Below are 12,880 nucleotides of genomic sequence, written 5' to 3' on the forward strand. Positions count from 1 at the left end.
TGGGCTTCGCTTGAAAGCTCAACCCAACCTACCTACAAGAAGGGCGCCATATGGCGCCCTTCTTGTTTGGCCTATCACCTCACTGGTGATACTGCGCCGATAGCTCGTGTACCGCTTCCAGGAACGCGCCGGCATGGGCCGGGTTCACTTCCGGCGTGATGCCGTGACCGAGGTTGAACACGTGGCCGCTGCCTTTGCCGTAGCTGGCCAGAATGCGCGCCACTTCGTTGCGAATGGCCGCGGGCTGGGCGTAAAGCACGGTGGGGTCCATGTTGCCTTGCAGCGAGACCTGCTCACCCACGCGACGGCGCGCTTCGCCGATGTCGCACGTCCAATCCAGGCCCAGCGCGTCGGCACCGGCGTCGGCGAGCGACTCTAGCCACAGCCCGCCGTTCTTGGTGAACAGAATCACCGGAATCTTGCGACCTTCGTGCTCGCGAATCAGACCACTGACGATCTTTTTCATATAAGCCAGCGAGAACTCCAGGTACGCCGCCGACGACAAGTTGCCGCCCCAGGTATCGAAAATCTGCACGGCTTGGGCGCCAGCGCGGATCTGACCGTTGAGGTACTGAGTGACCGACTGCGCCAGCTTGTCGAGCAGCAGGTGCATGGCCTGCGGATTGTCGTAAAGCATGGCCTTGGATTTGCGGAAGTCCTTGGAGGAGCCGCCTTCGACCATATAGGTCGCCAGCGTCCATGGGCTGCCCGAGAAGCCAATCAGCGGCACGCGGCCGTTGAGGGCGCCGCGAATAGTGCGCACGGCGTCCATCACATAGCCGAGGTCTTTTTCCGGATCGGGAATTGGCAGGGCTTCAACGTCGGCCAGGCTGCTGATGACTTTCTTGAAACGCGGGCCTTCGCCGGTTTCGAAATACAGGCCTTGGCCCATAGCGTCGGGAATGGTGAGGATGTCGGAGAACAGAATGGCCGCATCCAGTTGTGGGTAGCGGTCGAGTGGTTGCAGGGTCACTTCGCAAGCGAATTGCGGGTTCTGCATCAGGCCCATGAAATCGCCGGCCTTGGCGCGGCTGGCACGGTACTCCGGCAGGTAACGACCGGCCTGGCGCATCATCCATACGGGGGTGACATCGACAGGCTGTTTTAGCAAAGCACGTAGGAAGCGGTCGTTCTTCAGGGCGGTCATGTCATTTCCTGAGAAAAAGTAGGCAGCAAAAAAGTGCCGGCATTTTCGCAGAGCGCACAGCAAAAGGCACGGCGGGTGCCGTGCCTTTTGTCTATGGAGTCAATTTGTCGCGCGCCAGACGCTGTAGGAGCGGCCGGGATTAAACCTCGAGGTAGTCGAGAATCCCTTCCGCCGCCTGGCGACCTTCAAAGATCGCCGTAACCACCAAGTCCGAACCGCGCACCATATCGCCGCCCGCAAAGATCTTCGGGTTGCTGGTCTGGTGTTTGAACTTGGATTGCTCCGGCGCGATCACGCGGCCTTGGCTGTCGGTCTGAATGCTGAACTGCTCGAACCACGGCGCCGGACTTGGACGGAAGCCGAAAGCGATCAGCACGGCTTCAGCCGGAATGATTTCCTCGGAGCCCGGAATCGGCTCGGGGCTGCGACGGCCACGGGCATCCGGCTCGCCGAGACGGGTTTCGACCACCTTCACGCCTTCGACTTTGTCTTCACCAACAATGGCGATTGGCTGGCGGTTGTAGAGGAATTTCACGCCTTCTTCCTTGGCGTTCTTCACCTCTTTGCGCGAGCCGGGCATGTTCTCTTCGTCACGACGATAAGCGCAGGTTACCGACTTGGCGCCTTGGCGAATGGAGGTGCGGTTGCAGTCCATCGCCGTGTCGCCGCCGCCGAGTACGACGATGCGCTTGCCCTTCATGTTGATGAAGTCTTCCGGCGCTTTTTCGAAACCCAGGTTGCGGTTGACGTTGGCGATCAGGAAATCCAGCGCGTCGTGCACGCCGGGCAAGTCTTCACCGGGGAAGCCGCCCTTCATGTAAGTGTAGGTGCCCATGCCCATGAACACGGCATCGTATTCTTCGAGCAGTTGGTCGACGGCGACGTCTTTGCCCACTTCGGTGTTTAGGCGGAACTCGATACCCATGCCGGTGAACACTTCACGACGGCGGGTCAGTACGCTTTTTTCCAACTTGAACTCGGGGATGCCGAAGGTCAGCAGACCGCCGATTTCCGGATTCTTGTCGAATACCACCGGCGACACGCCATTGCGTACCAGCACGTCGGCACAGCCCAGGCCAGCAGGACCGGCGCCGATAATGGCGACGCGCTTGCCGGTCGGCACGACCTTGGACATATCCGGACGCCAGCCCATGGCGAACGCGGTGTCGGTGATGTACTTCTCCACCGAACCAATGGTGACCGCGCCGAAACCGTCGTTAAGGGTGCACGCCCCTTCGCACAGACGGTCTTGCGGGCACACGCGGCCGCATACTTCCGGCAGCGTGTTGGTTTGGTGCGACAGCTCGGCAGCGGCCAGAATATTGCCTTCCGACACCAGCTTCAGCCAGTTCGGAATGAAGTTGTGCACGGGGCACTTCCACTCGCAATACGGGTTACCGCAGCCCAGGCAACGATGCGACTGGTCAGCGGCCTGGGCCGGTTTGAAGGGCTCATAGATCTCGACGAATTCCTTCTTGCGCTGGCGCAAGAGCTTCTTCTTCGGATCTTTGCGCCCGACATCGAGGAACTGGAAGTCGTTGTTCAGACGTTCAGTCATTGTAAAAACCTCATCACACTACGGCAGGCGCAAATTATTGTGGGTTAGCACGGGTGCTGGAGAGCAGCGACCCGAGGCTGGCGGCTTTCGGCTTGACCAGCCAGAACTTGCGCAGGTAGTCGTCCAGGTTTTCCAGGAGGTTGCGACCCCATTCGCTGGAAGTTTCCTGCACATACTCGGCCAGCACACGTTGCAAGTGGCTACGGTACGACTCCATCGACTCGCCGCTGATGCGCTGGATTTCCACCAGCTCATGGTTCACGCGGTCAACGAAGGTGTTGTCCAGATCGAGCACGTAGGCGAAACCGCCGGTCATGCCCGAACCGAAGTTGTAGCCCGTCTTGCCCAGCACGCAGACAAAACCGCCCGTCATGTATTCGCAGCAGTGGTCGCCTGTGCCTTCCACCACGGTGTGAGCACCGGAGTTACGCACGGCGAAGCGCTCACCGGCAGTACCGGCGGCGAACAGCTTGCCGCCGGTAGCGCCGTACAGGCAGGTGTTGCCGACAATGGCGCCGTCCTGTGTTTTGAACGCGCTGTTGGCCGGCGGCACGATAACCAGCTTGCCGCCGGTCATGCCCTTGCCGACGTAGTCGTTGGCGTCACCTTGCAGATACAGGTTCAGACCGCCCGCGTTCCACACGCCGAAGCTCTGCCCGGCCGTGCCTTTGAAACGGAAGGTGATCGGCGCCTTGGCCATGCCTTGGTTGCCGTGCACACGGGCGATCTCGCCGGAAACACGGGCGCCAATGGAACGGTCGCAGTTGCAAATGTCCATCTCGAACTCGGCGCCGGTCAGACCGTCGATAGCCGACTTGGCCATGCCGACCATTTGCTCGGCCAGCTTGCCTTCGTCGAACGGCGGGTTGCGGTCGACCTGGCAGAACTGAGGTTTGTCCGCCGGAATATGGTCGCTGCCCAGCAATGGGCTGAGGTCGAGGAACTTCTGCTTGTCGGTTTCGCCCGGCAGCATTTCCAACAGATCGGTACGACCAATCAGTTGCTCAAGGCTTGCCACGCCCACTTTCGCCAGCCACTCACGGGTTTCTTCGGCCACGAAGGTGAAGAAATTCATCACCATTTCCACGGTGCCGATGAAGTGGTCTTTGCGCAGCTTGTCGTTCTGGGTCGCGACACCGGTGGCGCAGTTGTTCAGGTGGCAGATACGCAGGTATTTGCACCCCAGGGCGATCATCGGCGCGGTGCCGAAGCCGAAGCTTTCAGCGCCAAGAATCGCGGCCTTGATGACGTCGAGACCGGTTTTCAGGCCGCCGTCGGTTTGCACGCGAACCTTGCCGCGCAAGTCGTTGCCGCGCAGGGTCTGGTGGGTTTCGGCCAGGCCCAGTTCCCACGGCGCACCGGCGTATTTAATGGAGGTCAGCGGCGAAGCGCCGGTACCGCCGTCGTAACCGGAAATGGTGATCAGGTCGGCATAAGCCTTGGCCACGCCAGCGGCGATGGTGCCTACGCCTGCCTCAGCCACGAGCTTCACCGAAACCAAGGCCGACGGGTTGACCTGCTTGAGGTCAAAAATCAGCTGCGACAAGTCTTCGATGGAGTAGATGTCGTGGTGCGGCGGTGGCGAAATCAGCGTCACGCCTGGAACCGCATAACGCAGCTTGGCGATCAACCCGTTGACCTTGCCGCCTGGCAGCTGACCGCCCTCGCCCGGCTTGGCGCCCTGGGCAACTTTGATCTGCAGCACTTCAGCGTTCACCAGGTATTCCGGCGTTACACCGAAACGGCCAGTGGCCACTTGCTTGATTTTCGAGCTGCGCACGGTGCCGTAACGCGCCGGGTCTTCGCCACCTTCACCGGAGTTGGAACGCGCACCGAGGCGGTTCATGGCTTCGGCGATGGCTTCGTGCGCCTCAGGCGACAAGGCGCCCAGCGAAATGCCGGCGGAGTCGAAGCGCTTGAGGATCGCTTCCAGCGGCTCGACTTGGTCGAGCGCCAATGGCGTTTCGGCTTCTTTGACTTTCAGCAGGTCGCGGATCATCGACACCGGACGGGTGTCGACCAGCGTGGCGTATTCCTTGTACTTGGCGTAGCTGCCTTGTTGCACGGCGGCTTGCAGGGTGTTGACCACGTCCGGGTTGTAGGCGTGGTATTCACCGCCGTACACGAACTTGAGCAAACCGCCCTGTTGAATGGCTTTGCGGTTGTTCCAGGCTTCGGCAGCCAGCAACTTCTGCTCGGCTTCGATATCGACGAAACGCGCGCCTTTGATACGGCTGGCGACGCCACGGAAGCTGAGGCTGACGACTTCTTCCGACAGGCCGACAGCTTCGAACAACTGGGCACCGCGGTACGAAGCCACGGTGGAAATGCCCATTTTCGACAAAATTTTCAGCAGACCTTTGGATATGCCTTTGCGGTAGTTCTTGAACACTTCATACAGATCGCCCAGCACTTCGCCGGTGCGGATCAAGTCGGCCAGCACTTCGTACGCCAGGTACGGATAAACCGCCGAGGCACCGAAGCCCACCAGTACCGCGAAATGGTGCGGGTCACGGGCGGTGGCGGTCTCGACCAGGATGTTGCAGTCGCAACGCAGGCCTTTCTCGATCAAACGGTGGTGCGCGGCGCCCACTGCCAGCGAGGCGTGGATCGGCAGCTTGCCCGGCGCGATGTTGCGGTCGGTGAGGACCAGCAGGCATTTTCCGCTACGAACGGCTTCTTCAGCTTGGTCGGCCACGTTACGCACTGCGGCTTCCAGGCCCATGCTCTCGTCGTAGTTGAGGTCGATGACGTAACGCTCGAACCCGGGGGTGTCGAGGTTCATCAGCGAACGCCACTTGGCCGGAGAGATGACCGGCGAGCTGAGGATCACGCGGGAGGCGTGAGCCGGTGATTCTTCGAAAATGTTGCGCTCGGCGCCCAGGCAGATTTCCAGGGACATTACGATGGCTTCACGCAGCGGGTCGATCGGCGGGTTGGTGACCTGCGCGAACTGCTGGCGGAAGTAGTCGTACGTCGGGCGCACGCGCTGCGACAGCACGGCCATCGGCGTGTCATCGCCCATGGAGCCGACGGCTTCCTGGCCCTGCTCGGCGAGCGGACGCAGCACCTGATCACGCTCTTCAAAGGTGACCTGGAACATTTTCATGTAGTGCTTGAGCTGGTCGCTGCCGTAGCTGGCGGCGCCATGGTCGTCGTCCATGGTTGCCTGAATACGCACGGCACTCTTGCGCAGCCACTGTTTATAGGGGTGGCGCGATTTCAGGCGGCTGTCGATGTCGTCGGTGTGCAGCACATGGCCGGTTTCGGTGTCCACGGCCAGCACTTGACCCGGGCCGACACGGCCCTTGGCGATAACGTCTTCGGGCTTGTAATCCCACACGCCGATTTCCGAGGCGATGGTGATGTAGCCGTTGTTGGTAGTGACCCAACGCGCCGGACGCAGACCGTTACGGTCGAGCAGGCACACCGCGTAGCGGCCATCGGTCAGCACCACGCCGGCCGGACCATCCCACGGCTCCATGTGCATGGAGTTGTATTCGTAGAAGGCGCGCAGGTCGGCGTCCATGGTTTCGACGTTTTGCCATGCCGGCGGAATGATCATGCGGATGCCACGGAACAGGTCCATGCCACCGGTAACCATCAGCTCGAGCATGTTGTCCATGCTCGATGAGTCGGAACCGACGCGGTTAACCAGCGGGCCCAGTTCATCGAGGTCCGGCAGTTGATCGTTGGCAAATTTGGTGCGACGGGCCAGCGCCCAGTTGCGGTTGCCGGTGATGGTGTTGATCTCGCCGTTGTGCGCCAACAGGCGGAACGGCTGGGCCAGCGGCCACTTCGGCAGGGTGTTGGTGGAGAAGCGCTGGTGGAACACGCAGATGGCGGTCATCAGACGCTCGTCACCGAGGTCCGGATAAAACTGCTGCAGGTCGACCGGCATCATCAAGCCTTTATAGATGATGGTCTTGGCCGAGAAGCTGCAGATGTAGTGGTCGGTGTCGGCAGCGTTAGCCACCGAAGAACGGCGACGGGCGCTGAACAGTTTGATCGCAAATTCCTGATCGCTCAGGCCTTCGCCACCAATGAACACCTGCTCGATTTGCGGCAGACGCTCCAGGGCCAGACGGCCGAGAACGCTGGTGTCGATCGGCACTTTGCGCCAACCGATCAATTGCAAGCCGGCGGCGAGAATCTCGCGGTTCATGTTCTCGCGCGCAACGTCGGCTTTGGCGGCGTCTTGGTTGAGGAACACCATGCCCACGGCGTATTGCGCGGGCAGCTCGGCGGCGAATTGCTCGTTGGCAACGGCACGGAGGAAAGCGTCAGGCTTCTGGATCAGCAGGCCGCAGCCGTCACCTGTCTTACCGTCGGCGTTGATGCCGCCACGGTGCGTCATACAGGTCAGGGCTTCGATAGCCGTTTGCAGCAAGTGATGACTCGCCTCGCCCTGCATATGGGCGATCAGGCCGAAGCCGCAGTTATCCTTGAACTCATCAGGATGGTATAGACCTGCTTTCATAGGGACTCTCACCAGGCAAACTTTGATCTATTTCAAACACTTACCGTGCGCGCAGGTCGTTGCGCCAGCTTTGCGCAGGCAAAAGGGGGGTCATTGTACACAGACGAATATCAGCGAACAAATGTTGAGCGGCGAAACCGCGAAACCTTATGTCGCCTTTTTATAAGAAAGTACCAGGCGGTCGTGCTAAAGACCACCCGGTCATTGCGGTCTAAGCGCGCATCGATCAGCGCGCTTGAGCTTCCTGCTGAATGCTGGAGAAGGTACGTGGCCACGGCTTGCCGGCTTGCACCTTGGCAGGCAGGCTCTTGATCGCGGCCTGGGCGGCACTGCGGTTAGCGAAGCTGCCATACGTGACGACGTACAGCGGCTTGCCGTTCAAGGTTTTCTTGAAGTAGTGGTACTCGGCACCGTTCTGACGAACAAACGCCTGCGCGGCGCTTTCGGAACCGGTACCCAACACCTGCAGCGCAAAGTTTCCGCCCGCCTGGCTGGCGTACCAGCCGCTGCCGGAACCGCTAGCTGCCGGGGCCGCAGGCTTCTCGACTTTAGCCACCGGTTTCACCGGCGTAGCAGCAGGTTTTGCGGCTGCGGCGGCTGGCGCTGCAGGCTTGGCAGCCGAGGCTGGCGCTTGCGGCTTCGCAGCCGTGGCGACTGTTGGCGCTGGCGGAGCAACCACCGGAGCAGACGGCGCGATAACCGGCGCAGCGGGTGGAGTGCTGGCTGTGGCGCCTTGCGGCGGCGCCATGCTGGTAACGGTCGGTGGAACGGCGCTAGCCGGCGGCTCGACAGCGCCGTCGTCGTCGCTGTCACCCAAACCCGAGGCTTGGGCGAGCGGCTCGCGAATAACAGGCTGCGCTTGCCCAACCAACGGCAACGGCAGTGGCTGGTTCGACCCGGCAAATTCCATCGCAGGCCCTTTACCTTCCGCAGGCGCAGCCGGAGCCGCCCCTTCGGTCGTCGGCGCTGCAGTGCCGCCCAACGGCAGCTGAGCAGTGGCTGGCGCCTCAGGCTCCTGCTTGCTGCGGCCTTGCATCATCCACGCCGCGCCGACAGCAATCGCGACGACCACCAGAGCCAGCAAATGCTTTTTCGGCAGTTTGAATGCCATACCGCCTTTGGGCGCATTGCCCCGATTGGCCAGCATCGATTCGACAAGCGTTTCCCGAGCCACCTGGTTAATTGCGCCCGGCCAGCCCGCCGACTGCTGGTGGATATCCGCCACCTGCTCATCGGTGAACAACTCGACGCCCTGCCCCGCACCCTCCAGGCGCTGAGCCAGGTACTCGCGGGTTTCTTCTTCGCTGTACGGATCGAGCTCAATGGCGTGAAAGCGCTCTTCGCCATCGGCTAACAATTCCAAGCGCGGCAACAAGGCAGACTCGCCGAAAAGGAACACGTGAGGACGACCTTCGGCATTGCCAGCGGCCAATGCGAGCAAAGCGTCCAACGCCTCGTCGTCCAGCGACTCGGCATCATCAATCAGCAGGTAGACCTCTTGGCCGGTCAGCGACAGCTGCGCGACCTGCGAGAGCAGCGACCGAGCGTCCGCTTGCTGGACGTTCAGCCCTTGAGCGATTTGACGCATCACGCCAGCGGCGTCGGTCGCTCCGCGTGCGGAGAACACCACGCTATGCACGGCCTGTTTGTTGGTGCTGGCCACCAGCGCCTGACGCAACAGGGTTTTGCCGCTGCCTTGCGGCCCGCTCACTACCAGCAGCAACTGGCTGTAGCGCGCCAAGTGGTGCAGTTGGCCGAGTACCGGCTTGCGCTGCGCAGGAAAAAACTTGAAGCCTGGAACGCGAGCGGCAAAAGGGTCGTGACTGAATTGGTAGTGGCCGAGAAAGGCCTCGTCGGCGTGCAGACTGGTCATGTGGCTCTCAATTAGTCTTCAAGGTGTTCCACCATGGCGCGGTAGTCCGCAACCAGAGTGGCATCCAAAATCTCGCGCGGAAAATCGCCTGTCACCACGGCTTCGCCGATCTGGCGGAGCAGGACAAGGCGCAACCGACCGCCAAGAACTTTCTTATCGACCGCCATATGGGTGAGAAAGTCCTCAGCGGTCATTTCTTCTGGCGGAATAACGGGCAGTCCCGCCTTAAGGAACAGGCGAATGCCACGGTCACGATCGGCCGTGCTGATCCAGCCAAGCCGGCAGGACATTTCCAGCGCCATTACGGTGCCGGCAGCAACAGCTTCACCGTGCAGCCAGACGCCATACCCCATGTGGGTTTCGATGGCATGGCCGAAGGTATGGCCAAGATTGAGCGTGGCGCGCACGCCGGACTCGCGCTCGTCAGCGCCTACGACTTTGGCCTTCGCCGCGCACGAGCGCGCAATGGCTTCGGTCAGCGCTGTTTGGTCGAGACGACGCAACGCGTCCATGTTTTCTTCGAGCCAGGACAGAAAGGGCTCATCGCAAATTAACCCGTACTTGATCACCTCGGCCAAACCGGCAGACAACTCACGCGGCGGCAATGTGTTGAGGGTTGCGGTATCGATGAGCACGGCGTTGGGCTGATAAAACGCGCCGACCATGTTTTTGCCTAACGGGTGATTAATGCCCGTCTTGCCGCCCACCGAAGAGTCGACCTGGGACAACAACGTGGTAGGCACCTGAATAAAGTCAACTCCACGCTGGTAACAGGCCGCCGCGAAGCCCGCCATGTCACCGATAACGCCGCCACCCAAGGCAATAACCGTGGTGCTGCGTTCGTGTCGCGCGGTCAGCAGGCCATCAAAAATCAGCTGCAGCGTTTCCCACCCTTTATAAACCTCGCCGTCCGGCAAAATAACGGTCGCTACATCAAAGCCGCTTAGCGCTTGCTGGAGGGACTCGAGGTAAAGGGGAGCAACGGTTTCATTGCTGACGATGGCAACTTGCCTGCCGGCAATGTGCGGTGAAAAAAGGGCGGACTGAACCAGAAGGTTCGCACCGATATAGATGGGATAACTACGTTCGCCCAGCTCAACCTGAAGAGTCTGCATGAAGCCCCCACGAGAAAAGGGCCATAGGATAGCGCATATCGCGGCGCGCTTTAACGGGGATGAAGCGCCTCAAGGCGCTCCAGAATTTCCTGCACCACCATGCGCGGTGGGCGCTCGTCCGTTTCGATAATCACATCCGCGATTTCCCGGTAAAGGGGGTCACGGATATGCATCAAATCGGCGAGCACTTTGCCAGGATTCGCCGTGCGAAGAAGAGGACGATTACGATCCCGAGAGGTGCGGTCTATCTGCTGATCAACCGATGTATGCAGATAGACCACGCGACCACCAGCACGCAGCGCTGAGCGATTTTCCGGACGCAGCACTGCGCCACCTCCGGTTGCAAGCACGACTCCGTCAAGCTCACAGAGCTCACCGATTACTGCTTGCTCGCGCTCGCGAAAGCCCGCCTCCCCTTCAACATCGAAGATCCAGGGAATGTTGGCTCCGGTTCGCTGCTCGATTTCCTTATCAGAGTCTTTGAATGACAGCCTTAACTCTTTTGCCAGCAATCTCCCGATGGTGCTTTTCCCTGCTCCCATCGGGCCTACAAGAATCAAATTTCGCACAGATTTAGCGACTCACAGCGATTGCCGAGGTGTTCATGATACGCGGAGTCAGGAAAACCAGCAGTTCGTTCTTGTTGTCCGAAACGATGTCGCGACGGAACAAACGACCGAGGTAAGGCAAGTCGCCCAGGAACGGCACTTTATCCACCGACTTGGTTTGGGTATTCGAGAACACACCACCGATCACGATGGTTTCGCCATCACTGACGAGCACCTTAGCGTTAACTTCGTTTTTCTTGATCGGCGGAACACCGTTCAAGGCGTTGGCGAAGTCAGGCTCATCCTTGGTGACTTTCACCTCGATGATGATGCGGTTGTCCGGCGTGATCTGCGGGGTTACTTCCAGCGACAACGATGCTTCTTTAAACGAGGTACTGGTAGCGCCGCTGGAGCTTGCTTCCTGGTACGGGATCTCAGAGCCCTTGAGGATCTTCGCGGTTTCTTTGTCCGAGGTAACAACCTTGGGCTGGGAAACCACTTCACCGTTGCCGGTTTTTTCCATGGCCGACAATTCCAGATCGAGGATCAGGTTGTCGCTCACGAAACCGATACCAATGCCGGCAGTACGATTCACAACGCCCATATCTACAAACGGCACGTTGCCGGACATGTCGTCGCCAGTGTCGCCACTTTCATCGCCGAGATCGTCGTTACCATAGACCAGGCCTTTGCCATTGGAGAAAGACTGCGAGCCGCCCCAACGAACACCGAGGCTCTTGTCGTAGTTGACGTTGGCTTCAACGATGCGCGCTTCAATCATCACCTGACGAACCGGGATGTCGAGCTGAGTAATGATGCGGCGCAGCTCGTCGATACGTTCCTGGGTCAGGGTCACGATCAGGCTATTGGTGCGGTCATCGAAAATTACCGAGCCACGCATATCGTCTTTCAGCGTGCCTTTGGCGCCTTCATCTTCGTAGATCTTGGCAATGTCCGAAGCCTTGGCATAGTTAAGCTGAATGATGTCTTTACGCAGCGGAGCCAGCTCAGCAACTTGCTTCTGAGACTCCAACTCTTGGCGCTCACGGGCAGCAATTTCGTCAGCCGGAGCGACCATCAGCACGTTGCCGATTTTGCGCTTGTCCAGGCCCTTGGTTTTCAGCACCAAGTCCAACGCCTGATCCCACGGTACGTTTTGCAGACGCAGGGTGATGTTGCCTTGCACCGTGTCACTCGCAACCAGGTTGAGGTCGGTGAAGTCGGCGATCAGTTGAAGAACCGAGCGAACATCGATGTCTTGGAAGTTAAGCGACAGCTTCTCACCGCTGTAGGCGAAGCGATCCTGCTTACGCTTTTCGGCATCTTGCTGGCTCAACGGTTTGACACTAATTGTCAGTTTGTTATCAGCCTGGTAAGCCAGGTAGTCGTACATGCCGGTAGGCTCGACGGTGATGATAGCTTTATCACCCTCTTCAACCGCGCTCACGAACTGCACAGGCGTGGCGAAGTCTTTTACGTCAAGACGAACGCGCAACGACTCGGGAAGATCAGTCTTGGCAAAGGCTAGGCGGATCTTGCCGCCTTGCTCTTGGATATCCGGGTTCACCGATGCATCGGACAATTGGATAACGACGTTACCTTCGCCCTGCTCACCGCGTTGGAAGTCGATGTTGCCAATGCTTTTATTGACTGGTGCGAAGTTCTTCTTCGCTGGAGTAGACGAGAGGGGTGCAACAGGCGCCACGGCGCTTGCCACCGGAGCGTTGGACAACGCGCCTTCGCCTACCACCACGAACAGGTTATTGCCTTCAGCGCGGGTGCTGTAGGGAACCAATGTGGCGAGGTTAATAATCAGCCGCGTGCGGTCTTTAGCTTCCACAACGGTCACGCTGCGTGCGTTGCCAACACCCAGTTCGCGGTTCTTCGAACCCGTCTGGTTGGTTACGCCTGGAAGATCCAGGGCGATGCGCGCCGGCTGCTCGATGGTGTAACCACGAGGCGCAGCGACCGGCTCGTCAAATGCCAATTTGAGCTCAACGCGATCGCCCGGCAAAGCAGCGACGTCGAGCGTTTTCAAGTTAGCGGCCAACAAGGTTGGCGACATAACCGCGACCAAAACAGATATGCAGATGCGCGACAGCGAGCTTTTCATACTCAGGTTCCGTTGTACCGACCGGTAATTGTTTTTCATCTTCCAC

At 59.7% G+C, this 12,880-nt stretch carries 7 protein-coding genes; all 7 read right to left on the minus strand.

What is annotated here, in order from left to right; all coding sequences use genetic code 11:
* Nucleotides 1–79: 79 nt before the first annotated feature.
* Nucleotides 80–1,147, minus strand: coding sequence for a uroporphyrinogen decarboxylase (gene hemE, locus AC0IW7_RS02130; protein WP_471815527.1), 1,068 nt, complete (start codon nucleotides 1,145–1,147; stop codon nucleotides 80–82).
* Between the two features lie 139 nt (nucleotides 1,148–1,286).
* A complete protein-coding gene (locus AC0IW7_RS02135) occupies nucleotides 1,287–2,705 on the minus strand; it encodes an FAD-dependent oxidoreductase (protein WP_471815528.1) in 1,419 nt (472 codons plus the stop codon).
* 34 nt (nucleotides 2,706–2,739) lie between these two features.
* On the minus strand, nucleotides 2,740–7,185 hold the full coding sequence (gene gltB, locus AC0IW7_RS02140; RefSeq protein WP_471815529.1) for a glutamate synthase large subunit: 4,446 nt from the start codon (nucleotides 7,183–7,185) through the stop codon (nucleotides 2,740–2,742).
* Nucleotides 7,186–7,411: 226 nt separating this feature from the next.
* Nucleotides 7,412–9,058, minus strand: a complete 1,647-nt coding sequence (locus AC0IW7_RS02145) for an AAA family ATPase (protein ID WP_471815530.1) — start codon at nucleotides 9,056–9,058, stop codon at nucleotides 7,412–7,414.
* An 11-nt stretch (nucleotides 9,059–9,069) separates the two neighbouring features.
* Nucleotides 9,070–10,173 (minus strand): 3-dehydroquinate synthase, encoded by a 1,104-nt coding sequence (aroB, locus tag AC0IW7_RS02150; protein ID WP_471815531.1) that lies wholly within the window; start codon nucleotides 10,171–10,173, stop codon nucleotides 9,070–9,072.
* A 50-nt stretch (nucleotides 10,174–10,223) separates the two neighbouring features.
* On the minus strand, nucleotides 10,224–10,742 hold the full coding sequence (gene aroK / locus AC0IW7_RS02155) for a shikimate kinase AroK (RefSeq protein WP_122494498.1): 519 nt from the start codon (nucleotides 10,740–10,742) through the stop codon (nucleotides 10,224–10,226).
* 4 nt (nucleotides 10,743–10,746) lie between these two features.
* Complete coding sequence (gene pilQ / locus AC0IW7_RS02160) at nucleotides 10,747–12,834, minus strand: type IV pilus secretin PilQ (RefSeq protein WP_471815532.1); 2,088 nt, start codon at nucleotides 12,832–12,834, stop codon at nucleotides 10,747–10,749.
* Nucleotides 12,835–12,880: the final 46 nt, after the last annotated feature.

The sequence above is a fragment of the Pseudomonas sp. AC229 genome (assembly GCF_979254655.1).